22 protein-coding genes and 1 tRNA gene are annotated in these 24,267 nt (G+C 64.6%); 14 read left to right on the top strand and 9 right to left on the bottom strand.

The window, feature by feature from the left end:
* Positions 1-67 precede the first annotated feature (67 nt).
* From M6D93_RS15310 to M6D93_RS15285, 6 genes are read left to right on the top strand one after another with little or no spacing between them, the layout of a single operon-like run.
* Complete coding sequence (locus tag M6D93_RS15310; protein ID WP_249770397.1) at positions 68-733, top strand: zf-HC2 domain-containing protein; 666 nt, start codon at positions 68-70, stop codon at positions 731-733.
* Complete coding sequence (locus M6D93_RS15305) at positions 730-2,487, top strand: copper resistance CopC/CopD family protein (protein ID WP_249770395.1); 1,758 nt, start codon at positions 730-732, stop codon at positions 2,485-2,487. The genes M6D93_RS15310 and M6D93_RS15305 overlap by 4 nt, the downstream gene beginning before the upstream one ends.
* A gap of 47 nt (positions 2,488-2,534) precedes the next feature.
* Positions 2,535-3,311 carry a YcnI family copper-binding membrane protein gene (locus M6D93_RS15300; protein ID WP_249770393.1) on the top strand — a complete coding sequence of 259 codons (777 nt, stop codon included), beginning with the start codon at positions 2,535-2,537 and terminating at the stop codon, positions 3,309-3,311.
* Entirely contained in the window at positions 3,308-3,862 is a 555-nt protein-coding gene (locus M6D93_RS15295) for a copper chaperone PCu(A)C (RefSeq protein ID WP_249770391.1), read from the top strand. The genes M6D93_RS15300 and M6D93_RS15295 overlap by 4 nt, the downstream gene beginning before the upstream one ends.
* Complete coding sequence (locus M6D93_RS15290; protein WP_249770389.1) at positions 3,859-4,506, top strand: SCO family protein; 648 nt, start codon at positions 3,859-3,861, stop codon at positions 4,504-4,506. Before M6D93_RS15295 ends, M6D93_RS15290 begins: the two co-directional genes overlap by 4 nt.
* Before the next feature lie 14 nt (positions 4,507-4,520).
* A complete protein-coding gene (locus M6D93_RS15285; protein ID WP_249770387.1) occupies positions 4,521-5,948 on the top strand; it encodes a MauE/DoxX family redox-associated membrane protein in 1,428 nt (475 codons plus the stop codon).
* A 140-nt stretch (positions 5,949-6,088) separates the two neighbouring features.
* Here M6D93_RS15285 and M6D93_RS15280 read toward each other — a convergent pair whose 3' ends face one another.
* The gene (locus tag M6D93_RS15280) at positions 6,089-6,364 is read right to left on the bottom strand and encodes an HU family DNA-binding protein (protein WP_249770385.1); all 276 of its coding nucleotides are present in this window, start codon (positions 6,362-6,364) and stop codon (positions 6,089-6,091) included.
* A gap of 341 nt (positions 6,365-6,705) precedes the next feature.
* On the opposite strand from M6D93_RS15280, the gene M6D93_RS15275 reads away from it, so the two are divergent.
* From M6D93_RS15275 to M6D93_RS15250, 6 genes are all read left to right on the top strand, one after another.
* A tRNA-Ala gene (locus M6D93_RS15275) sits at positions 6,706-6,778 on the top strand.
* Positions 6,779-7,287: 509 nt separating this feature from the next.
* Positions 7,288-8,379: a ParA family protein gene (locus M6D93_RS15270; protein ID WP_249770383.1), complete on the top strand. Its 1,092-nt coding sequence runs from the start codon at positions 7,288-7,290 to the stop codon at positions 8,377-8,379.
* Positions 8,380-9,331: 952 nt separating this feature from the next.
* Positions 9,332-9,646, top strand: coding sequence for a transposase (locus M6D93_RS15265; protein ID WP_249770381.1), 315 nt, complete (start codon positions 9,332-9,334; stop codon positions 9,644-9,646).
* Between the two features lie 57 nt (positions 9,647-9,703).
* The gene (locus tag M6D93_RS15260) at positions 9,704-10,087 is read left to right on the top strand and encodes an IS3 family transposase (protein WP_249770379.1); all 384 of its coding nucleotides are present in this window, start codon (positions 9,704-9,706) and stop codon (positions 10,085-10,087) included.
* Positions 10,023-10,514, top strand: a complete 492-nt coding sequence (locus tag M6D93_RS15255; protein ID WP_249770377.1) for a DDE-type integrase/transposase/recombinase — start codon at positions 10,023-10,025, stop codon at positions 10,512-10,514. Before M6D93_RS15260 ends, M6D93_RS15255 begins: the two co-directional genes overlap by 65 nt.
* A 28-nt stretch (positions 10,515-10,542) precedes the next feature.
* Complete coding sequence (locus M6D93_RS15250) at positions 10,543-10,911, top strand: M48 family metalloprotease (RefSeq protein ID WP_249770375.1); 369 nt, start codon at positions 10,543-10,545, stop codon at positions 10,909-10,911.
* A 129-nt stretch (positions 10,912-11,040) separates the two neighbouring features.
* On the opposite strand, the gene dbpB (M6D93_RS15245) is transcribed toward M6D93_RS15250, so the two are convergent.
* The 8 genes from dbpB (M6D93_RS15245) to queC form a co-directional block, all read right to left on the bottom strand.
* A complete protein-coding gene (dbpB, locus tag M6D93_RS15245; protein ID WP_249770373.1) occupies positions 11,041-12,216 on the bottom strand; it encodes a DGQHR domain-containing protein DpdB in 1,176 nt (391 codons plus the stop codon).
* A complete protein-coding gene (gene dpdA / locus M6D93_RS15240; protein ID WP_249770371.1) occupies positions 12,213-13,457 on the bottom strand; it encodes a tRNA-guanine transglycosylase DpdA in 1,245 nt (414 codons plus the stop codon). Before dpdA ends, dbpB (M6D93_RS15245) begins: the two co-directional genes overlap by 4 nt.
* Entirely contained in the window at positions 13,454-14,602 is a 1,149-nt protein-coding gene (dbpB, locus tag M6D93_RS15235; protein ID WP_249770369.1) for a DGQHR domain-containing protein DpdB, read from the bottom strand. The genes dpdA and dbpB (M6D93_RS15235) overlap by 4 nt, the downstream gene beginning before the upstream one ends.
* Entirely contained in the window at positions 14,599-15,099 is a 501-nt protein-coding gene (locus M6D93_RS15230) for a hypothetical protein (RefSeq protein ID WP_249770367.1), read from the bottom strand. Before M6D93_RS15230 ends, dbpB (M6D93_RS15235) begins: the two co-directional genes overlap by 4 nt.
* Positions 15,100-15,539: 440 nt before the next feature.
* Positions 15,540-16,358, bottom strand: a complete 819-nt coding sequence (folE2, locus tag M6D93_RS15225) for a GTP cyclohydrolase FolE2 (RefSeq protein WP_249770365.1) — start codon at positions 16,356-16,358, stop codon at positions 15,540-15,542.
* Entirely contained in the window at positions 16,355-16,714 is a 360-nt protein-coding gene (queD, locus tag M6D93_RS15220) for a 6-carboxytetrahydropterin synthase QueD (protein ID WP_249770363.1), read from the bottom strand. Before queD ends, folE2 begins: the two co-directional genes overlap by 4 nt.
* On the bottom strand, positions 16,714-17,355 hold the full coding sequence (queE, locus tag M6D93_RS15215; RefSeq protein ID WP_249770361.1) for a 7-carboxy-7-deazaguanine synthase: 642 nt from the start codon (positions 17,353-17,355) through the stop codon (positions 16,714-16,716). Before queE ends, queD begins: the two co-directional genes overlap by 1 nt.
* Positions 17,352-18,032 (bottom strand): 7-cyano-7-deazaguanine synthase QueC, encoded by a 681-nt coding sequence (queC, locus tag M6D93_RS15210; protein ID WP_347343667.1) that lies wholly within the window; start codon positions 18,030-18,032, stop codon positions 17,352-17,354. The genes queE and queC overlap by 4 nt, the downstream gene beginning before the upstream one ends.
* A 389-nt stretch (positions 18,033-18,421) precedes the next feature.
* On the opposite strand from queC, the gene dpdE reads away from it, so the two are divergent.
* Complete coding sequence (gene dpdE / locus M6D93_RS15205; protein WP_347343499.1) at positions 18,422-21,706, top strand: protein DpdE; 3,285 nt, start codon at positions 18,422-18,424, stop codon at positions 21,704-21,706.
* Between the two features lie 13 nt (positions 21,707-21,719).
* A complete protein-coding gene (dpdF, locus tag M6D93_RS15200; protein WP_249770355.1) occupies positions 21,720-24,266 on the top strand; it encodes a protein DpdF in 2,547 nt (848 codons plus the stop codon).
* Position 24,267: the final 1 nt, after the last annotated feature.

The raw sequence follows: 24,267 nt of genomic DNA, 5'->3' as shown, positions 1-24,267 counted from the left end.
GCGTGAGCTGGGCCACATCTGGCGGTCTCGTGGAACCGACCCGGTAGTCAACCCGACTTGTCTGGGCGTGACTTGTGAGCGCTACCGCGAGGCGGCATCGGCCCGGATGGACGGTGAGCCGTTGCAGCTGCCTGCCTCCGCGCTCGACCACCATCTCGCGACGTGCTCCCAGTGTGCCGCATGGCTGGCCGAGGCCGAGCGCCTCGGTCGCGCGCTGCGGATCAGCGGGCAGACCGCTCCGGACCTCTCGGCGGCGATCCTGAACGACGTGGTGCTGCCGGCCCGCCGCCTGGGGCGCTACCGGCGCCGGCTTCGACTGGGCCTGATCGCGCTCGGGTTCGTCCAGTGGGCGCTGGCGGTGCCGGCGCTGTTCGGCAACAGCGTGGGCATGAGCATGGGGGTCCACACCTCGCACGAGTCGGCGGCCTGGAACCTGGCCCTCGGCGCCTCCTTCCTGGCGGTCGCGGTGAAACCGTCCCGGGCCAGTGGCACCCTGCCGATCCTCGCCACGTTCGTGGTGGTGCTGTCCGCGCTGTCGATCTCCGATGTCGCCACCCACGCGGTCGACCCGGCAAGGCTGGCCAGCCATATCGGCGTCGTCCTCGGCCTGCTGCTGGTGGGCCTGGTCGCCCGCTCGGAGTGGTCGCGGCCGCGCTCGCGTGCCGCCGCGCCGGGATCGGTGCCCGCCGTCGAGGACGAGCTGTTCCGCCGCCGACACCGGGGTGCCGCGTGATCGTTCGGCTCCGCGGCCGGATTCTCGCCGGCCTGGCGGTGCTGGCGGCTGCCCTCCTCGCGCTGCTGGTACTGGCTCCCGCCGCCTCGGCCCATGCCGTCGTGGTCGGCTCGGACCCGACCGACGGGCAGCGGCTGGCGAGCCCGCCCGCGAAGGTCACCATCCGGTTCGACGAGGCCGTCGGCTTGTCGCTGGGCTACCTGCGGGTGGTGGACGCGGCCGGACGTCGGGTGGATGCGGGCACGGTCACGCATCCGGGCGGGGTCGGGTCGAGCATCTCGGTCGCACTCAAGCCCTCGCTACCGGACGGGACGTACCTGGCCAGCTTCCGGGTCGTGTCAGCCGACTCGCATCCGGTCATCGGATCCCTGCGGTTCGTGATCGGCAACGGACCCTTGAGTCTGTCCGGAACGCCGGCGTCCGGAACGACGACGCAGCGCTCGGTGACGGTGGCGCTGGCGGTGGTCCACTGGCTGAGTTTCGCCGGTGTGGGCCTGGTCGGCGGTTGCTGGCTGGTGTTCTCGATCTGGCCATCCGGCCAGCGCCAGCTGGCCGTCCGCCGGGCGGTGTGGGCGGGCTGGATCGCGGCCGTGGCCGGTGCGGTGGGGGAGTTCCTGCTGCAGGGCCCCTACGCGGCCGGGACCGGGCTGGCCACGATCGGCCGGACGGAGCTGCTCGACGCGACCCTGCACGTGAATTCGGGCCAGTTGCTGTCGCTGCGGCTGGTCCTGATCGGCGTGCTCGGGCTGGTGCTGACGGCGCTGTTCACCGACGACCTGCGCCGGCGCCCGAGCTGGGGCCCGGAGGCGGCCGCGATGGTCGGGGTCGGGATCGTGGTGACCTACGCCGCCACCGGCCACAGCCAGTCGGCGAACCCGCGCTGGCTGGCGGTGCTGGTCGATTCGCTGCACCTGAGCGCGATGATCGTCTGGCTCGGCGGACTGGCCATCCTGGTGGTGGCCGCCTTCGCGCGCTCGCGTCCGGCGCCGGCCGATCCCGATGCCTATGCGGATGCGGATGCCGATGACGATGCGGATGCCGAGGCGGATGACGCGGATGCTGATGCGGCGGAACTCGCCGCGGGTCTGCCGATCTTCTCCCGGGTGGCGCTGGGGGCGGTCGTGACCCTGGCCGTGACCGGGACCGTCCAGGCCTGGCGGGAAGTCGGTACCGTCGACGCGATCACGACCACCATGTACGGCCGGCTCGTGGTGGCCAAGGTGGCGCTGTTCATCGGCCTGGTGGTGCTCGGATACTTCGCGCGCCGGATCGTGCAGCGGCGCGACTGGACGCAGGCGCGCTCGAACGGTCCGCTGACCCGGATGCGCCGGGCTCTGCTGGTCGAGGTGATCGTGGGCGCCGCGGTGCTCGGCGTGACCGGCGTGCTGATCGCCCAGCCGCCGGGCAAGGTCGCGCTGGCGGCCGAGCGCAGCAAGCCGGTAAGCGCCACCGTGGTGCTGGTTCGGGGCGGTGCGAGCGCGGCGACCGTGGCGGTCAATCCGGGGCGGCACGGGGCCGTGGACGTGCAGATCACCATCACCGGGGGATCGACCCCGACGGCGGTCAGCGCGACCGCCGCGCTGCCGGGAAAGCAGCTGGGGCCCTACCCGTTGAAGCTGGTGTCGTCCGGGGCGCGCAGCTACAGCGCGAGCGGGCTGATCCTGCCTTCGGCCGGGACCTGGCAGCTCACCCTCACCGTCCAGACGTCCGAATTCGATGCCATCACCGCGGTGGCCCAAGTGCACCTGTCCTGATCCACCGCTCCACCCGTCCTGCAACCGTGCAACTGAAAGGCATTTCCGTGAAGCTCACTCGTCGCGCCGGCGCCGTCGGTCTCGCCTCCGCCGCGGTGCTGGGGCTCGGACTGCTGACGGCCGCCCCCGCGCTCGCTCACGTCACCGTGTCGGCTGCGAACGCGGTGCAGGGCGGCTACAGCACCATCACGTTCCAGGTGCCGACCGAGAGCGCGGCGGCGAACACGGTCGCGGTGGCGGTCCAGCTGCCGCTGGACACCCCGATCGCGTCGGTGTCGGTGCAACCCAAGCCCGGCTGGACGTACACGGAGAAGACCGCCAAGCCGAGCACCCCGCTGTCCAGTGACGGCGGGGCGGTCACCTCGATCGTCACCGAGATCGACTGGAAGGTCGCGGCCGGCGCCCGCGGCATCGCGCCGGGCCAGTTCGACACGTTCGTGATCAGCGCCGGGCCGTTGCCCGAGACCTCGACGCTGACGTTCAAGGTGGTGCAGAAGTACTCCGACGGCTCCACGGTGAGCTGGATCGAGCTCCCGGCGCCCGGCTCGACCACGGAGCCCGACCACCCGGCTCCGGCCGTGTCACTCGCTCCCGCGGCGGCGACCTCGGGGACGGCCGGTTCCGGTTCGTCGCCCTCTGTGTCGGCTTCGGGTTCGGGCGGGGGTTCCGAGTCGGCCAGCGCTGAATCCGGGGCGGACAGCTCGAACACGGTCGCCGAGGTCGCGCTGTTGATCGGGATCATCGCCCTGCTGGCGGCGGCCGGTGCGCTGGCGTTGCTGGTGTCGATCCGGCGTTCGGTCCGGGCGGGGGCATCGAGTCGATGAGCACGACCCGCCCACCCTGGACGTTCTTCGTCGCCGCGCTGGCCATCCTGCTCGGGATGGCGGGCCTGGTCCGGGGCTCCATCCCCCAGTCGAGCGCGTCCACCGGTGGGGCCGCGCCAACCACGGCGTCCGCGTCGCCGATCGTGGTGGGCGGGGCGTATGTGCGGGAGCCGGCCAACGACGTCAACGCGGCGGCCTACTTCACCGTGTACAACACCACAGGAACACCTGACAGGCTGATGTCCATCACCTCCGGTGCGGGGGCAGTGGCGTCCCTGCACGACTACTCAGCCAGCGGCGGCATGATCGGCCTGGCCAACGGGCTGGAAATCCCCGCCCACGGTTCGGTTGTCCTCACTCCCGGGAAAGTGCACGTGATGATCGAGAAGTTGTACGGCCCGATCAAGGTCGGTCAGACGGTCAATCTGCAATTGAGCTTCGCCGATGCCGGTGATGTGCTGGTGACGGCTCCGGTGATCGCGCTCACGGCGCCCGCGCCGACCGCAGCCGGCGGCACTGGCTCGCCCAGCCCGTCCGCGAGCGCCTCATGAGGGTCGGACGGCTGCTGGCGGCGGCGATCGGAGCCGGCGCGTTGCTGCTGGTGGCCGGGTGCTCGTCCTCCTCCGGCGGCAAACCGGCTTCGACGGTGGCCTCGGAACTCAACGACCACACCAACCCCACGTATCAGGGAGTGGGGCTGGACCCGGCGCAGCCCCGACCGCAGTTCACCCTGACCGACACCGCGGGCAAGCAGTTCAAGTTCGGCCAGCAGACCGCGGGCAAACCGACACTGCTGTATTTCGGTTACACCCATTGCCCGGATATCTGCCCGACCACGATGGCCGATATCGCCGGTGCGCTGGCGCAGGTACCCACCCCGATCCGCAACCGGACGCAGGTGGTGTTCGTGACGACCGACGTCAAGAACGACACCGGACCGGCGATCCGCAAGTGGCTGGACCACTTCGATTCCGACGTGCCGAACCGGTTCATCGGCCTGTACGGGACCCAGACCCAGATCGACACCGCCCAGGTCGCGGCACACGTGACTTTGGCCGAAGGGGACGGAAAGCAGCACTCGGCGCAGGTTTTGCTCTACGGTTCTGACGACTACGCACGCGTGGCATTTCTGCAAAGCAACAACCAGTCCGGCCAGATCGCGCACGACCTGCAGGTCGTAGCCGCGCAGAAGTAAGGGAGCACGTTTCGGTGAAGGCTGTACCTACCGCGGTCCGGGACCGGTTGGGCTGGGTCGGACTGGCGGTGCGGATCGTGCTCGCCCTCGTCTGGGGGTGGGCGTCGCTGTCGAAGATCGCGCACCCGCTGACGTTCGTGCAGGCCGTGCGCGCCTACGACGCGACGCCGGAGTGGCTGTCCAAGGCGATCGGGTACGGGCTGCCGGTGCTGGAGCTGTCGATCGCGATCCTGCTGCTGGTGGGCCTGATCACCCGGTACGCGGCGGCGGTGTCGGTCGTCCTGCTGCTGGTGTTCCTGGTGGGCATCGTGCAGGCGGCGGCGCGCAACATCAAGATCGAATGCGGGTGTTTCGGTGGTGGGGGAGTGACCACCTCGACGGCGTACACGCTGGACATCCTGCGCGATCTGGGCCTGATCGTGCTGTCGGTCTACCTGGTCGTCTTCGCGCTGACGAAGTTCTCGGTCGACGAGGCCCTGATCAAGTCGGAGATGGTGCCCGGCCTCACCGCGAAGCAGGCCAAGTCGGAGAAGAACGTCCGCCGGTACCGGGCGGCGCGGGCGGCGGCCGAGGTCGAGCTCAGGCACAAGCAGCGGTACCTGGCGCTGGGTACGGCGGCCGTGGTGGTGCTGGTGAGCCTGATCGCGGTCGGAGTCCAGGGCGGCCGGGCCAAGATCGACACGTCGGCGGTGGCCTCGACCAATGCCTCCGCGACGACGGGTGTGCGGGTCGGCAACGTGCAGTCGCCGGTGACGGTGGACTTGTACGAGGACCCGCAGTGCCCGATCTGCAAGCAGCTGGAGCAGAGCGGACTGGGGACGGACCTGGAGGCCAAGACCAAGGCCACCAACATCAAGGTCAACTATCACCTGATGTCGTTCCTGGACTCGTCCTCGAACGGCAACAAGTACTCATCGCGGGCGGCGAACGCGCTCTACTGCGCCTCGGACACGTCGGCAGCGGTCTTCGTGAAGCTGCACGACATCATGTACGGCAAGACGAGCGGCAAGGACAACCAGCCCGCCGAGGGCACCAAGGGCGTGCCGGACTCGACGCTGATCGCGTGGGGCAAGCAGGCCGGGGTGTCGTCGGCCACGTTCTCGACGTGTGTCAGCGGGCAGCAGCACAAGGGCCTGGTCACGGCGGTGACGGAGGAGGCGTCGAAGGCGGGCGTGTCCGGGACGCCGACGGTGTTCGTGGCGGGCAAGCGCATCGGTGCGGTGAACGCGGTGCCGACGGTGGCCCAGATCGACGCGGCGATCACGAAGGCGCTGGCCTCGGCCAAGTCGACCGCCGCTCCGTCGCCGACGCCGGCGGCGACCACGTCGGGGTCTGTGTCGCCATCGGTGTCTTCGTCGCCTTCGGTGTCTTCGTCGAAGTCGGTGTCGTCGTCCAAGTCGGCGTCGGCTTCGTCCTCCGCTTCAGCGTCGTCGTCCAAGTAGCGGGCGGCTGCGGCTGCGGCGTGGCCGTCGTCGGCGTGGCGGGCTGAACGCAATCAGGGCCGGTACCCCGTGGGGTACCGGCCCTGATCAGTTTGGCTTATCGCGCTTGGGTTTCAGCCGTGCGCGTGGCCGTTCGCGGCTTACTTGTTGGCGGCGTCCTTGAGGGAGCTGCCGGCCGAGAACTTGACCGTCTTGGCGGCCGGGATCTTGATGGTCTCGCCCGTGGCGGGGTTGCGGCCCTCACGGGCAGCACGGTCGCCAACAGCGAGAGCGAAGAAGCCCGGGACGCTGACCTTGTCGCCCTTGGCGACTGCGCCTTCCAGGGTGGCCTGCAGGCTGCGCAGGACCGCGTCGACCGTCTTCTGCTCGAGGTCTGCGTGCTCGGCGACCGCAGTCACCAGTTCCTTGCGGTTCACGAATGTCTCCTTATGGTTGTCCCTCGCCGCGCCGGGGTGGGACCCGTCGGCGGCAGGCGGCCGGTTGCGGCTCGCATCAAGTATGGCTGAGAGGCACGCAAGTCAACGAATCCGGGGGGTGTCGGCGTGGCGGAATCTCTCAGGTGTGGTTTGCCCTCGGTGTGGTTTCTGGGGTGGTTCCTGGGGTGATGTGTGGCGTGCGGTGCGTGGCCGGCGGGTGTGACCGGGGAGGTCGTGCGGCTGGATGCGGGGGCTACACAGGGGTGGTTCGGAGATAGGGTTTCGTCTGTGTAGACTCTCCTTTCGGTTCGCCCGCCGTTACCAGATGGGCGAATTGGTAAGGGGCTGTGGCGCAGCTGGTAGCGCACCACACTGGCAGTGTGGGGGTCAGGGGTTCGAGTCCCCTCAGCTCCACCCATTTCTAAAGGGCTAGAAGCACTTGGCCCTAGCTCCAAAAAATCCTGGTTGCCATTGGTTGCCAGAGGGCTCTGTGCTGTCCCGGTTGTGCGTCTCCGGTTGATGCTGGACAGGTCGTGTTCGGCTCCTTGGCGACAGTTTCTGGACGCGGTTCCGGTAGGTGGGCGACAGTGGTCCCGGTAGGTGCGTGACACTCTCCAGCTCTCCGCGGCGGGCTCTGCGTTGCGGTCTTCGCAGCGAGGGGAGTTCGTCGTGCTGGTGGAGCCGGGGTTGGTGGAGCAGCGATATCAGGCGGTCCGTGAGGTGTTGACGGCTCGTCGGTGACCGCGGTGGCGCGCCGGTATGGGGTGCCGGAGCGCATGCGGCGCCAGAGCGTCGTCGTCATCGTGCTCGACCGGCCGCTCAGGTCATGCGCCTTCGGCTGGCTACAGCTCGTGACGAGATCCCCTCCGATCCCAACGGTGAGTTGCCAGCCGATGGTTCCACTGTCGTGGAATAGTTCGAGCATGCCCGTCGATGCGAAACCAGTTGTAAAGATTGCTCTGTTCAACCACAAGGGCGGGGTGAGCAAGACAACTACTACCTTCAACCTCGGATGGAAGCTGGCCGCGCAGGGCCACCGAGTGGTGCTAGTCGACGCTGACCCGCAGTGCAACCTTACGGGCATGGTACTCGGCTACACAGGGGCAAATGAAATTGAAGACTTTTATAACCTAAGCAACGGTACAGGGGGAACAATTCGATCCGGCGTCGTACCCGCCTTCGAGGCTCAACCCCGCCCGATAGAGCCGGTTCCGCTGACTGCAGTCCCTCAAAGGGAGGGACTATATCTACTTGCGGGAGACCTGCGAATCTCGGAGTACGAGACGACGCTGGGTATCGCCCAAGAGCTAAGCGGTGCAATTCAGGCCTTAAAGAATCTTCCGGGAAGCCTCAGCTTCATGATCGACCGTAGTGCTGAGGCAATTGAAGCCGATGTCGTGCTGATCGACATGAGTCCAGGACTCGGACCAATTAACCAGAATCTAGTCTCTACCTCCGACTATGTAATTATCCCCTCGGCTCCGGATTTCTTTTCGGTCATGGCGATGGACTCCCTCTCGCGCGTGTTGCCGAGGTGGAACACATGGGCACAGCAGGCGTCGGCACTGCCTGTGCTGCGCGATGCCGCGTACCCCTTTCCCGAACCACGGCTAAAGTTAATTGGCACAATTATTCAAAAGTTTCGCCCGCGTGCAGGACAACCTGCTGCAGCGTTTCAGCGCTGGATTGACGAAGTGGGTGAAGCGGTGCGAACAAAACTCGCACCGGCCCTCGGTGGGGCAGGTTTGCTCTTGCCGGAGGAGCTTTACGCCTCTAACGGGATATCTGATGACTTCTGCTTAGCGCAAATCGCAGAGTTTAATAGTCTAATCGCTAAGTCGCAGGAATTCCTAACGCCAGTCTTTGCTTTGTCGGCCGCACAGCTTGGTGCGGTTGGTTCGGTGCAAGAGAACTGGGAGACTTCCCGCGACGCTTTCAACCAACAGTTCGAAAGTCTTGCTACGCGAGTCATGAATGTAGTAACCGCCTCTGGGTCGGCCGACGTTGCCAGTTGATGAGCTCCAAACTTTCGAGAGGAACATGCATTACGCAGCTGACATTGCCGCTTCAGCCGCTTCGATCTCTGCGCTTGTTAGTTCTGCAGTTGACGTGTCGGATATGTATCGCGCGTCAATTGTTCAGGGTGTAAGTGCGTTTGACTACTTTATTCACGACGAAGTTCGGAGTCGCATGATATCCCTGCGAACCTCCCCCCGTGCCTCATGGCCCGCTGCCTTTAGTCGTTTCCGCGTCAGTCTTGATTCGGTACACAAAGCTCTTGAGGCAGATCGATCTCGGTTCAGTTCGGGCGCTTGGCTTGAGAACGAAATACGAGAACAACAAAAGACCCAATCGTTCCAACACCCCGACAAAGTTGCGGATGCTGTACGTCTAGTTAGCGACGTTAAGCTCTGGGAGGAGGTCGCGCGTGAACTCGGTGTCGTTCGCGTTGGAAGACTAGACCCAGATCAAGTTGTGAAAAATCAGCTGAAGTTGATAATCGACAGACGCAATCTCATTGCCCACGAGGCCGACTTGGATCCGACGCCTCCGAGACTTCACAGATATCCGATCAACCAGGCGACTGCCTCGACTGCACTCGAATTCATAGATAGACTTGGCCACGCCATCAGCGCAGTGCTTCTGTGACTCGGGAATGTATCAGCGCCAAGGATCGGCACTCGGTGGATGGGACCGTGGCGAGCGCGGCAGTAGCTAAAGATGTCGACTCGGAAAGAGCGGCGTCCGCCCGGACTTGAGCCCGAAACCAGTTTAATTCGGTGTGCACCGCCACTCGGCTGCAACGAGTCAACGCGGAACTGCCGTCGAGACGCCTTGGTCGTTCGGGGCGGTCGGAAGGTGCACACCCTTGTGACCCCGGTGACGCGGACCCCGGTGGGTCGTTGACGGTTCCTTCCTGATTGTTCTTTGGGAGGATGGTCGCTCTGATCGCCCATGGGAGGGCTGATGAGCGAGACCCGGAAGTACCGGATGTTCACTCCGGAGCAGAAGATCGAGATCGTCCTGGCGGGCCTGCGCGGTGATCGCGGGGTGCGCGATGTCTGTCGCGAGTACGAGATCAGCGAGGCGTTGTTCTATCAGTGGCGGGAGCGGCTGCTGGAGGGCGGTAAGACCGCGCTGGGCACGCCGCGGGACAAGAAGCCGCCCGAGGCGGCCGAGCTGGCCGAGGCCCGGAAGAAGATCGCGCAGCTGGAGCGGGCGCTGGGCCGCAAGACCTACGAGCTCGACATCGCGGGGGAAGCATTGCGGGGCTGGGAGTGAACGAGCGCGTCACCTGCGTCCCGCGCCCTGATCGCCCAGGGCCACCGCCCGGCGGTCGTGACGCGCGTGCTGCAGGTCAGCCGGCAGTCGGTCTATCGCCCGATCAGCCGACGCCCGGCCGGAGCCGGCCCCGGCCGCGGCAGGGCCGATGACGAGGCCATCGTGGAGGTCGCGAAGGCGAACCCGACCGACGGCACCCGCATGGTCGCCGCCCTGGCCTCCCGCGAGCTGGGCGAGCCGGTCAACCGCAAGCGGGTGCAGCGGGTGATGCGCCAGCACCGGCTGCTGCAGCGCAGCCGCAACACCGACCGGCGGCGCCGGCCGGGCTACTTCCGTGTCACCCGACCGGATGAGCTCTGGCATCTGGACTGCGACCTTGGTCTGGACCGCCGCCCACGGCTGGGTCTATCTGCACGTCGCCGTGGACTGCTGCACCCGTGAGGTCGCCTGCTGGCGCCTCGACCTCAGAACCCGATCCCAGGAGGCCATCGCCTGCATCGAACAGGGCATCCGCGACCGGCAGGTCCCACCGGGTCGGCTCACGCTGGGCAGCGACAACGGCTCGCAGTTCACCAGCCGAGACTTCCGCAAGCATCTCTCGGCGCGCGGTGTGACCCACCGCCGTGGCGGCTACCGCGACCCCGAATCCCAGGCCTTCATCGAGTCCTGGTTCGGCCAGTTCAAGAAACGCTGCGCGTGGCGCGCCGAATGGGAAACCATCCACCAGGCCAGGACCGAGATCACCGACTACATCCAGCACTACCACCACCGACCCCACTCCGGGATCGGCTACCGCACCCCGACCGAGGTCGCCGCCACCTGGCGGCCGAACCCCGAACCTGAGAACCTACAAACCCTGGCGACCTGAACCGACAACGGCGACAGGGTCCACGTCAGTGCAGCAACGACATTGGGCCGTCGCGATCGTGCTCAGTGCGGTCGCGGTGTGCGCGGTGGTGTGTCCGCTGGCCGATGCCGCGGTGAGTCGTCGCAGCGAGTACGCAGCCGATCGGTATGCCGCCGATGTCGGGGTGGGTCCGCAACTGGCGGGCGCGCTGCAGGTCCTCGCCGGTCAACAGCCGCGGCGAGTGGGCCTGGTCGCTCGGCTGTTGAGCCGCCACCCCCAGGTGAGCCGGCGCATCGAGGCACTGGGCGCACAAGTCGTGCAGCGGCCCGGGCGCAGGGGACTCGACGAGGAGCGAGCGGCCGCCTGTTTCGATGGTGCGCGTGCTGCAGGTCTCGCCATGCATGGCTCGGCCTCCTAGCTGGGGGACTCGGTTCAGCGCTGGCGGTAGATGTCTGCTCTGTGGTCGACGCTCACGATGTAGACCCGCTGTGCCTCGTCGTCGCTGCTGTCGAGGAGGCGTCAGGGCCCGGCCCGGCGCCTGATTTGGTCAGGCGCGCTGTTGCCTCCGCACGCGCCGACCCATTGTTTGCACGCGGTACTCCCCAAGGATGTAGTTCGACAACAGTCGAATGTCACCGGGAGTGTTCTGAAGGTCGTTCCATTTGCGGTGATGATCCGGTGCGAACCTCCATGTTCCGCTGGTCCATTCACATACATCGGCGATCTCATCTAGTTCGTAACGGAAGTCGTCGACTGTGGGCGTTCGGATGTGTGCATACCGATCGCCGATGGCATCCATGAGGTAGCCCATGCCGATGATTCCCACCCCGTGCATTAGACGCGACCGGCGGGGGGGTAGTGCCCAAGCGCTTGGGAATGTATCGCGGACGGCCGTCCAGAAGTCCTTGATCATCGCCAGCATGGAGTCGACATCGCCCTCGCCGGTGCCGGCGTATCTGTAGGGGTAGAGGGCACCGTCGCTGAGGCTGTTCTCGAGCATCCGAAGAATGGAGTTGTCTTTGATGACACCCTCGGGCGTCGTCGGGGTTTGAATCAGCGACTGTAGCGGCGAGTCGGAGTCGTAGTTGAGGTGCTCCAGCAGGGTTGCGGGGAAGCGTCGGACCTGGAGCGCAACGGGCAGTGCGCCGACCGTCGATGGCAGGAGTTCGTAGATGAGACCCTTAGGCAGCGGCTTAGTCGAGTTGACGAGGATGAACTGGGAGCGCTGCTCGGCGTCTGACTCGGTGATGAAGGCGGTTACGCAGATTGGGAACGATTCGACTCGCGCTTCTCGGATTGCGGCGCAGCGTTGCTGGCCATCGACGACCCAACCCGGCTTGTCTGCGTCGGCGCCCTGGTCGTCGATGGGGATGACGAGGGTGCCCGGGCATGCGTAGGCGTCGGCGGGCCCGCTCGGTTCGAACAGGACGCGCTTGTCGAACGCGATGACGATCGCGTTCGGGATCATCGGATCCTCGGACTCAAGGTATTTGCGGATTGAGGTGATGTGCGAAAGCACCTCGGGTCGCTGGTACCCCTGGATACCAGCATCGGTGTCGCGGCGTATGCGGGAGACCGTCGCGAAGCGCGGTAGTTCTTTGCCGTCGACCGCAAAGCTGTACAGAATCCGATTGGGTCCCTGCCGTACCTGCAGAGCGGGGAGTCGAAGTTCCTGTTCGATCGGGGGCGAGGTCAGGTCGCCGCGTCGCCGAGAGGTCGTCATGCTGCCGTGCCTTCCAGTTCGCGGGCGAGCCGCTGGCGAAATACGTGCAGGTTGTGGAACCCGCGACGCTTGTTGCGTTCCGAACCACGAAAAAGCGCGATCTCGATGCCCGCTGATTCGCACAAGCCGCATTGGCAGTCACGCCATAGCTGGGCTTCGAGTGTCTGCTGGTACGAGGCCGTGCGGTCTTTGCGGCCGTCGCATAGTTGGTCGTACTCCCTCAGCAACTCGAGGACGGTCTCGATCGTAACGGTGCCGGTGTCGTAGCGGCGCACTGCCTGCAGGCACTGACGCTCGAGTTTGATCGCTTGCGCCTGGGAGACTTGCCCTGCACGGATGCGGGCCTTGAGCTTCGGATTGCCGTCAACCTGAGGGACACGCAGCGCCGAGTAGTTTCGGTCGAGCGCGTAGTAGTTGTCGTGGTCATCCTTGAACGACTGCCGAAACGCCGAGGTGGAGTCGAAGCTGGTGACGCCGTTGGCGGCGAAGGCTTCGACGTTCTCGCATCGGGAAATGCCCAGAAGGTGCAGTTGAGTGGATGACTTGCGCACGACGTTGACTGCCTCAAGGCACGCCAGGATGTCTGGAGTCTTCAGCGGCACCATGCCGCCCATCGCGACCCGGCTATAGCCGATCTTCTGCAGGGCCGAGACCGAGGCAGCGTAAGACGTTGGGCTCCAGCCTTGCGCGACCCCGACGGGTGTGAACCGCGCCTTTCGAGCCCGGGCTCGTGAGCGGAATTCTGCAGCGAGTTCGAGGGTGATCTGTTGACGCTGCTGCCAGCCATCCCGATGAGGGTGACTGGCGTCGGTGTCTGCAGTCTTGTCGTAGCCGAGTATCACGTGATCGATTGAGATGCCCAGGTCGAATCCGCAGCCTTCGTAGAAGTCGACCACCTCATCGGCGGTGTACGGCGGCACGTCGTCGCGCACGTAGGTGAACGCGCCGCAGTCACCCATCGTCTCGAGTCGACGATCGTGACGCTCGTCGAGGCGAAAGAAGTCGCGGACTCCAACGCGATAGAGCCGCTGACGTTGTGGGGCTGTGTACTTGCCAGCCGCCCCGGGCAGTCCGTCGACGATCGCCTTCGAGACGAGCAAGCCGTCGAAGGGCGAGGCGCGAAGTGCTTCGTGGGCATAGTGGTCATCGCGTTGCCGGACGCGATAGATCGATCGTTCCTCGCTGATGAAGTCAAACGATGGGTCGATTTGATCCTGGCTGTCGGGGAAGAAGAATTTCATCGGCGGGCCATCTTGGCCTGGGTGTGGACTCGGATCAGGTAGTTGGAAAGTTCGTTGATGTGCCGCGTGGTGTTCTCGACCGCATCCCACGACCTGCCAAGTTCGTCCCAACTCCCGGCGGTCCATCGGCAGCAGGGCGCGACGAGTTCCAGTTCGGCCATGACGACTTTCGACGTGAGCACATCATCCAGGTTTAGCGGTGACATGATCTTGTCCATGAGGCGGCCCATCGCGCGTATCCCTGCCCCATGCATGAGCCGACTCTTCTCGGGCGGGAGCCCCCAAGCGTCAGGGAAGGTTTCGCGGACGCAGGCCCAGTAGATTGTCACTGTCCGGAGGACGCTCAGGGAGTCCGTCTCGCCGGTCGTGAAATTTCGATACGGGTAGAGACAGCCTCCGGAGGAATTGAGACTATCTTTCACCATCTTCACGATGCTGGTATCGGTGATGACAGCCTGAGACCGCTCGGTCTTGTTGGTGGACGAACGTCGGATGAGGCCAGCGAAGGGAGACGATTCGTCGCGGTTGAGAATGTCGCACAGCGCAGAGGGAATTTGGCTCGCGGCTAGTCGCGGTGGCAGTGGGCTGGTGATGCTCGGAAGGAGTTCAGTGACAAGTCCGCGTGGTAGCGGCTTGGTGTTGTTGATGCGCATGAATTGGTCGCGCTGTACATCAACATCGTCGGTGATGAAGGCAGTCACCAGCACCGGTAGGTCTTGGCGTCGAGCCTTGGCGAGGGCGAGGGTGCGCTGCTGGCCGTCGACGATCCATCCAGGCTGTGGTTCGTTGCCAACCGGCAACGGGATTTCGAGAGTGCCGTTGCACGCAGCCTCATCCGTCGTGTTCGGTTTGGTGCCGCGACTGGAGACGAACCGGACCGTGGAGGGCAGCGCGATGATGATGGGGTTCGGGAACACGACATTGTCGCTGTCGAGGTATTCGACGATCTCGTTGACGTGGTTGCGAACTTCGGGTCGTTGGTAGCCGATGAGTTCGCCGGCCTCGTCGCGGCTGACCCGGGAGATTCCAGCGAGTTGCAATATCTCCGGCGCGGTCAGGCTGAATACATACAGGTAGGTACCGTTCGTCTGTTCTAGTCGTAGCGCTCGCCGGTCCAGGGTGGGACGTTTGGTCCGTGTGGTCATGAAGTGCCTCCCACGGTGGCGGCGTGTATCGCGGCAAATCGATTTTGTTCGCAGGCCATGCCCGCGTCGCGGAGTTGACGAAGCAGTCCGGTCCGACTGACGGTCGAGTCCTGTGCGTGGTGGGTTCGAATGAACGCGCTGACTGCTGCATCACTGAGTCGGCTTCTCGCGTACACCGTCAGCGACGGAGCCTTCGCCAGCGATCGGGTGAGGTAGCGATGCATTGCGGCGTGGTCAGTCAGGCCGGCATTGAGCAATGCGCTGGCTATACGAACGTTGAGTGCCCCGCGAGTGCCACCGAGGCGGTCTTGTAGTCGGGCGTTGGCGGGTAGTTGCCATCCGGCGAGGCGCGGGTTCGCTGCGACGCCGGCGGCTACGATGCTGACCTGGGCGTCGCGTGCGGTGGCCAGGGCGCGTTCGAGATCATCAGTGCAAGCGCTGAAGTAGGGCTGCGAGAGTACGAACAGAATGCGGTCGCGAGGGTGCTCGGCAACCAACGCAGTAAGTGAGCGGGGACCTGCCGTGTTCGGGCCGGACCATGCGGCTACTGCGTTCCACCACGCTCGTGTGCCGTCGCGGCCGGGTGGAACTGAGTCCGCGTGGCCTGCGGCGAACGTAGCCGAGTACGGGCGAATCTGGGCGTCTGCTGCGATGAGTCCCCAGCCAGCGGACGCCACCCAGAGTGTGGCCTTAGCGAAGCCAGTCGCGGAGCTGGGTAGATTACGGGCGATGTCCCAATGCTCGCCGGCGTAGAGGTCCTCAGCGCTAACCGTGCCAACATCGCTCGAAGTCAGTCGCTGCGTCCAGTGGTTGATGCGCGTTTCAGTTCGGACGCCGGTGACTTCCCGTAGATGCAACTTTGCGGGCACGGGCTGGCGTTTGCGGTTGGTGCACGTCACCACGATGTGGATGCGAGGGCGTTGCGGACTCATCGCAGTCACGCGGTTTCGGAGGCTCGCGCGGTTGCGGGGTGGTGGATGCGCGCGAATGCGCCGTGGTTGTGGATGCTCTCGTCGTTGACTGCTTCGACGGTGAACGCGGCGATGCGATCGTCGGCTTCCAACTCGCGGGCGGCTTCGCGAACCATGTCTTCGACGAAGACCGGCTTGTCGTAGCCGGCCATGGTGACGTGGCGTTCGTCGGTGCGTTTGAGGATCGGATAAACCGGGCTCGACGCGGAGGCTTCGGCGATCGAGATCAGATCCTCGATCCAGATGAGATCGAACTCTCCGTCGGCTTGACGGGGCCAGACCTCGATCGTGATGAGGCCGCGCTGGTTGTGTGCTCCGTAGTCGCTGATCGCCTTGGAACAGGGGCACACGCTTGTGACCGGGACCGCGACCTGGAGGGCGAACTCAGACACTACCGCTGAGAGTCGAGCGCGGAAGCGGCATGCATAGTCCATCAGGGCCGTGGCGCCGCTGACCGGTGCAGACCGGGGCAGGAAGTAGGGAAATGCCACCGTGAGTTGAGCATCTGTCGTGCCGAGCCGATCCTGCATCTCGGTGAGCACGGTCGGAATGGTGCGCTGGGTCAGTTCGCCGCAGTGTTCGGTGAGGATTTCAAGAAATCGGCTCAGATGGGTGCCTTTGACCTCTGCGGGCAGCGCTACGGACATGGAGATCTCGCCGATCGTGTCCTGTTTGGCGAGTGCCTGGTCGAGAACGGAGATCGGGTAGCGCAGACCGTTGACGCCGACTGCGTCGATCGCGATGCCGCGGCTGTCGGGCCGGTTCTGCACGTCCTCGAGGGTCATGATTGATCCCCGTGGTACGCGACTCCGGAGGTACATGTCTCGCGGACCACGATTCCCGAGAGCGGGAGGGTTCCCTCGATGCGCTTCCAAACCCATTGGGCGAGATTCTCGCTCGTGGGGTTCTCCAGTCCCTCGACCTCGTTGAGATAGTGATGATCAAGCATGTCCTCAAGCGGTCGGAACGCGGCTTTGATCTCGGCGAAATCCATCACCATGCCGGTGACCGGATCGACATCGCCGCGCACGTGGACCTCGATGCGGTAGGAGTGTCCGTGCAGTCGCCCGCACTTGTGTCCCTCCGGGACGTGCGGAAGTCGGTGTGCGGCTTCGAAGCTGAACTCGCGAAAGATATCCACTATGCGATCCCTAGGTACTTGTGGGTCTGCAGGCTCAGACGCCACTGCGGGTGGGCGAGGCAGTACTCGACGGCAAGACGGGTGTTCTTGTCCTGGTCAGGCCCGTCCATGGGCTGCAAGAGGAACCGCTCGAAAGACAGGTGCTCAAACCTCTCGGGCTGGGCGGTCTCTTGGGGGTAGACGAGTTTGAGTTCGTCACCGGTGACCAGCACGAGCGGCGCGTCGGCCTTCGGGCTGACGCAGATCCAATCCAGCCCGACCGGCGCCGGTTGGGTGCCGTTCGTCTCGACAGCCACAGTGAAGCCCCGCGTATGAAGGGCGTCGATCGCTGGGGCGTCCAGTTGTAGGAGCGGTTCACCGCCGGTGCAGACCACATACCGCTCTACAGAAGGATTGGGCTGCCCCGCCCAGGTGGAGTCGATTGCGTCGGCAAGCGCGTCCGCGGTCGCGAAGCGGCCACCGCCGGGTCCGTCAATACCTACGAAGTCGGTGTCGCAGAACCGGCAGACTGCCCGGAGCCGGTCCTTCTCCTGGCCCGTCCACAAGTTGCAACTGGCGAACCTCGCGAACACCGCAGGGCGTCCAGCATGGGCACCCTCGCCCTGCAATGTGTAGAAGATTTCCTTTAGTCGGTAGGTCACGGCCTGCGGCTCGCGACACCGAGCGCCGGATCGGTCATCCCCAGTTCTGCGAAGCCCCGTCGCCGTAGTAGGCACGAGTCACATGTACGGCAGGCCTGACCGCTGACTGTAGGGTCGTAGCAACTGTGAGTGAGCGAGTAGTCCACTCCTAAAGCCAGGCCCTTGGCGATCGTCTCGGCTTTCGTGAGATTGATCAGAGGCGTATGGATCTTCAGTCGCTGAGTGCCTTCGACGCCCGCTTTGGTTGCCAGGTTCGCCATCTGCTCATAAGCGGCGATGTACTCCGGCCGGCAGTCCGGGTAGCCCGAGTAGTCCAGAGCGTTGACTCCGATGAATACGTCGCTGGCCCCCAGAGTCTCGGCCCAGGCCAGCGCGAACGACAAGAAGATTGTGTTACGCGCGGGGACGTAGGTGATCGGGATGCCGCCATCGTCAAGATCATCGACGCTCGCGTGATGCGGAACGTCAAGGTCAGCCGTCAGCGCTGATCCTCCAAACACACGCAGGTCGATCTCAGCGATCACGTGCCGGTCCACGTTGTTGGCGGCTGCGACGCGTCTGGCCGCGTCAAGTTCGACGTCGTGACGTTGGCCGTATCGGAAACTGATCGCGTGGGGCTCGAAACCTTTGTCCTTCGCGATCGCCAGGACTGTCGCCGAGTCTAGCCCCCCACTCAACAGGATCACCGCTGGCTTGGTCGTCACAAGTTCCTCCTCGAAGCGGTTGCGTTCGACCTGACCCTGAAACTGCAACCCTCGATGAGACCTCGATAGTGCAGTTTCGGACCGTGCCGCTATGCCACAAACTACCTTACTGTCATTCGACCACAGGGGTCTGACACGGATACTGGTCAGACGGCAGTTCGGCGCGAGTGGCTGGGACGCCGAGAAGCCCGACTCTGGCCCGTCGGGTGGGCCAACCTGCTAGCCGGTCCGAGGATCGCCCTCGTCGTTCTGCCCCCGAGGGAAGCGGGACGGGACGATCCTTGTGATGGCCAACGCACCGCCGGGTCGATCTTGACGAGCCACGGCTCTTGATCTCGGAACCTCAAGGCTAGAGTCTGGGAATGTCAGACGGGCGGATGCAACGTGACGGACCGCCGACGCCGTCGGAGCTGTCCGTTGGCTGCGTTGTCACGTTCACCGGAGCGCCCGGGATTGGCAGGGTTGGTGACCTCAGCGACGGCCGGGTGCGGGTCGACTTTTTCGAGTCGGCCGCCGAACCCGTCGTCGGGTCACGGTGGCTTCCATTACCCGATGTACGACGAGTCTTGCTGGGGGAGCAGACGAGGGTGTTCTTCGTGGACGGTGGAGGACGTTGGCGTGCCGGGCGTGTCGTGGGGGGCGGACCGGGGGGCTACTTCGTGCGCTTGCCTAACTCCTCGATGGACACCGACATCCCCGAAGATCAGATCTTCGTTCGATGGGAGAAGGTTCCGCGCGATCCACTGCAGGTCCTGCTCGCGGGTGCAAATGAGACCCCTCGATACCGTGACGTCCGCCAACCAGTACGACGCCTGCTGCTAGCCGAGCGTTCGGCCACGGGTTCTGCCACGGGGATCACGTCCTCCTCTGTGCGCATCCACCCGCACCAGATCAGTGCCGCGCTACGCATCATCCACGATCCAGTTCAGCGGTACCTGCTGGCTGACGAAGTCGGGATGGGCAAGACCATCCAAGCTGGCATGGTGATGCGGCAACTGTTGATCGACGGGGCCGGCCGCCGAGAGATCGGCGTTATTGTTCCCGACGCTCTGGTACCTCAGTGGAAAGCGGAGCTACACACCAAGTTCCACCTGGACGATTTCCCGACGGCCGACGGATCGAGCCCGGTCCGAATCGTCGGTCACGGGGACGTCGGCGGATGGGCGGCTCTGGTGAACGTAGACCTGCTCGTAATCGACGAAGCCCACTTGCTGGCGCGTACCGCAAGTCCGTCAGCCTCGCCCTATCGCGAGTTGGCTGCGGTGGCTCACCGGGCACCTCGGATCCTGATGCTCTCGGCCACCCCTTTCTCCCGGGGCGTGACAACCCATCTGGCCCTACTTCACCTGCTCGACCCGCAAATGTTTCGGTGGGAAGACCGTGACTCATTCGAGCGGTTGCTTGAGTCACGACACGAGCTCGCGGCCGCCGTTTTCGGACTCGATGAGGAACCGGATGCGGACAACCCGGAGTTGCTGGAGATCCAATTCGATCAGATTCGGCGACAGATCCCCGCCGACGAGGCTGTTCAAGCTGTGATGCAACGCGCGATGAAGGTGTATGGACCCGCGGGCACCGACCCCAAACACGTCGACCTCGAGCAACTCCGGCGTGCAGTTGCCGCGGTCCGAACACATGTGTCCGAAACTTACCGACTCCACCATCGAGTAATTCGTAACAGGCGGCACGTCGTCGCAATGCAGACTCTCGACGACGAAGGCCTGTTAACTCCATTCGAATTTACGGGACGTCTCCGGCCAAAGGTCATCCGACTCGAGGCGCTGGAGGCATCAGCTGGGGCCGCTGCGATCGCCACCTGGGTCAATCGCTGTGCGGAAGCGATTCTGGATAACGAGATGGACCCCGTTCCGTTTGGTCCGGTCCTGGCGGTGCTGCTGTCCCGGGTCGGTGGGCCGGTGACCGATCTCTGCAATGTCTTGGATTTTCGGATCAACGGCCGTGAGACCCCAGGGTCGTTTTCTGCGATCGAATCTGAAGCTCTCGTCGCGGCCCCAGTTCTTGAGTTCGAGACTGACCTTCTAGACATACTCCGGGCCCAGATGCCCATCGATGGCCTGGAAGCGTTGGCGACTGCGATCGCGCAGCGTTGCCAGGCGCCGGCGAAGGCGATCGCCTTCTGCGGGCGTGGCGAGCTAGCAGGGGATCTGGTTGCTCGCATCCCAGTCAACCAAGGCGTCGTGAATCATGTCCACGCCCACGTTCGCAGCCAGACAGAAACTGAGAGGGAACAAGCGACGGCAGCATGGCTGAAGTCGGGTGGAGTGCTCGTCGTTGACGACTCCGGCGAGATCGGGCGAAATTTCCAAGACGCGGACCTAGCCTTCCACGTTCGACTGCCGTCAAACCCGAACCTGTTGGAACAGCGGATCGGCCGACTCGACCGCTACGGGCACCAGCGTGCTACCACGCAGTTCGTTGTCGCCGACGACGATCACACGGGGATCCCCGCATCCTGGCTGAAGGTGCTTGTCCGAGGGTTCGAGATCTTCAGTGGCTCCATCTCCGCCTTCCACGAAGCCGTGGAGGACCTCGTTGGTGAACTCTGGACTGTCTTGCTGACGGAGGGCCTAGACGAATTCGTCGAACGGGCCGAGCCAATTCGAGAGGCTCTCAAGCGTGAGAAGCGCCGCGTCAACGAACTCGACGCGCTCGAGTCCAGCTATGGCTCGCAGATCGACGGCGAGGCGGTGGCAAGCGCGATCGCCCGCTACGAAGAGGACTCCGCCGGCATCGAAGCCGCCTACCGCAGCCTGATCGAAGGTAACGAAGGCTTTCGGTTCGTCGGTCGCACAAATCGCGACGGCAGCACGACGTTCGAACGCGACTATCAGAACAAGCCACTGCTGAGTGAGCGTCTACTAAGCAGGCTGCTTCGTGTCGAAGGCTCGCGCACCGGGGTCTTCGATCGCTGGACGGCCGGCGACCGGCGTCTCTTTCGCCGCGGGAATCCATTCATGGATGGGATCGAACTGCTGCTCAACCTAGACGATCGGGGCCAGGCGGTTGCCATGTGGCGCCTCAATCCGCGCTGGCCACTCGAGCCACTCCCAGTGTTCGGATTCGACTTCGTCGTCGAAGCCGCGTTGGACCCGATTGTCAGTGCGATGGTCGGGCTCGGCGAAGTTGAGCCAGTCGCGAGGAGGCGTGCTGACACGGCGTTCCCGCCCCAATATCAGCAGGTATGGATTCCGTCGGACACGAGCTCCCCGGTTCTTGACCCTACCTTCGCTGAGTACCTCAGCCAACCGCTAAGGAAGGACAAAGGCGACGTCAATCTGAACCCGGATCGTATCGCGGCGCTGCACACCCTGCTCGGTGGCGAGGCCAACCTGGCTGCGGTAGCGGAGGGTTGTTTTTCCGTCGCACGACACCACGTTGAACATATTTCCGACGTCGTCGAAGCATCACGTCGAGCGGCGGAAAAGGTTAACGGGGACGCCGACATGTTGATCGCACAAAGCAGAGCCCGGTCACGCGCGGCCGGCTTCGTCATGGACTCGGCTTTGTTAGAGGCGGAGATCGCTACCAGTCGTGCCATCGCGACCGCGGTGTCATCTCCGGTGCTACGTCTGAGCAGCGTCAGCTGTGTCGTGGTTTCCGCACAGTCCTGGACGGACTATGTCTAGAGACGATCTGTCCGTGCTTCAGGACGCCTTGAACCGGTGGCCGGAGCCATACGCGCGCGGGTCCGGGTTGGTTGTCAGCGATGCCTGCCGACGCACCCTCGACGCGCTGCCCCACCTTGGGACGGTTGAAGCGGGTTGGCGCGATCTGGCATGCCTGATCAGACAAGTGCTGATCACGGCAAAGGTGACCTATGCGGGCAATCCCGCGCTGACGGTGCCCGCAGGACCTCCCTGGCCGACGAGTGCTCAGTGGGAGGCCGTGCAGTGCGCCGCCGGCCAGATCGTCGGCGGACTTCGTGCCGTACGCGCGCTCGACTGGGCGCCTAGCTCTGCCGACGACCAGGCGCCCGCGGCGGAACTTGCGATCTCGCAGGTCCTTGCTGCGTACGTCGACGCCGATCCGGACCTCACCAATCTTGTTGAGGCGGACCCGTTCTGGACTACTGCGCACCGCTATGAGCACTATCGAGGCGAACCCCAACGTCAGGCTGCCCGGGCAGCGGTGCTCAACGACGGCGGCTCTCTCGTCGTCGCGCTCCCCACTGGGCGAGGCAAGACCGCCGTCGCCTGGTCCAAGGCGCTGTTGTCAGACCGAGGGGTCACGATCGTGGTCGTCCCGACTGTGGTCTTAGCGCTCGATATGGAGCGTCGCACCAGCGAGGAAGCGCAACTGCGTGGGCGGGAATTGAGCCCTCACGGAAGGTTCGCCTACGTCGGAAGTCTCGCGCCAGAATTGAAGCGGCAGTTGCGGGACGCGGTGCGCAACGGCAGCCAGCGACTCCTGTACACCTCTCCGGAGGCGTTCGTGACCGGTCTCGCTCCCGCGCTCCTAGCCTGCGCGGATGCTGGGATCCTGCAGCAGATCGTGATTGACGAGGCACACCTAGTCGACCAGTGGGGGACTGACTTCCGACCAGAGTTCCAAATCATGCCTGGACTTATCAGGGAGGCGCACGCGCGCGCTCCTGCGAGTAAGAAGCCGTCGGTGCTGATGCTCAGCGCGACCTTGGCGCAGCGTCCGGTAGAGCTGCTAACCCGCCTGTTTGCCATGGGCGAAGACCCGGTCTCGGTGGTGTGGGGCTCGGAGATCCGTACCGAGCCGGCTTACTTCCTGACGAATCATCTCGATGAGCGGGCGCGACAGGCCGATGTCCTCGAGGCACTCAGCTGCCTACCGCGGCCGCTGATCCTGTACACCACGACCGTCGCTGACGCCGAGGAATGGGTCATTCGTCTGCGTGGGGCGGGCTTGGCTCGCGTCGAGAGTGTGACTGGTCGGTCGAAGGACGACAAACGACGTACGGTGTTGGAGCGCTGGCGCGGCTACCAGACAGACGGCGAAGATTCTCCGACCTCACTTGATGTCGTGGTGGGAACTTCGGCGTTCGGACTGGGTCTAGACATGGCGAACGTTCGGAGTGTGGTGCACGCCTGCCTGCCGGAGACCATCGACCGGTACTACCAGGAGGTCGGCCGCAGCGGCCGTGATGGACGACCATCGGTCGCCTATCTGTGCAGCGGTCCCCGTGACGGCCGGATCGCGGCGAGTCTCAACGATGTCTCCATGATCGGAGATAAGTTGGGCTGGGAACGCTGGCGCCGCCTTTTGCAATCGGGGGTACGGCTCACAGATCTGCGTTATCGAGTACGAAAGAGCACCCTTCCCTCCTACATGCTCGAGGGCTTCGGTCGGAGCGCCCAATGGAATGTTCAGACGCTCGTCTTGATGGCACAGGCCGGGATTATAAGGCTGCGGGTACCGATGTTCATTGCGGACGAGGACCAGTCCCTAGAGGCGCAGCAGGAAGCTCGCACGACGTTCAACGAACAGATCGAGGACTTCATCGAGTTTGAGTTGGTCAACGGGGTATACCAGAGCGAGCATGGTTGGCGTGAAGCGCTAGGACGCGTACGGGATGAGGTTCGGACCGCCCAGGGCGCTGCCCTGGCTTCCTTGCTGACCCTTGTCGATGGTGGCGCGTGCGTCGGCCGGACCGTTGCCCGCCACTATCGGGTCAGGATCGACGGCGGATCGTTCGGCACCAGTCCGGCGTGCCGGGGGTGTCCGGCGTGCCGTCGCGCGCCACAGGCGTCGCCGGGAATCCACCCTCCCGAGCCCTGTCCGCCGCTTCCGAGCCCGCGGGCGGGCGGGGATGCCATGGAGCCGTGGCGGTCGGGAAATGCCTCCCTGTTCGCGTGGTACGACGACGGCGACGACATTGAACAACTTCTTGTCCGACTCGCCCAGCGGCAAATACATGTCTTCTGGGGTGCCTCCAAGAAGTTGACAGCCAAGCTGCAGCGAGCGGTGACTCAGTCACCGATCATTCGCGACGATCCGGACTCCGCTACGCCCCTGATCCATACATACCCAGGGCCGATTGCCGCGGTCCTTTCGAAGCCCGAACTGGACGAGGATATCCGAGAGCGGGTCAGACTGGGCCTCCCCACATACATCGTCGGTCCGAAGGACACGCCTGATCCGGGCAAGCCCGGATGGATGCTTCGTGACACCGCAGATTCAGCAATTTCGGCCGCCTCACTCCTCAAGGGACTTTAAT

The sequence above is a fragment of the Jatrophihabitans telluris genome (assembly GCF_023516435.1).
In the GTDB taxonomy this organism is placed as follows: Bacteria; Actinomycetota; Actinomycetes; order Mycobacteriales; family Jatrophihabitantaceae; genus Jatrophihabitans_A; species Jatrophihabitans_A telluris.
This window is presented reverse-complemented; position numbering and strand designations above follow the sequence as displayed.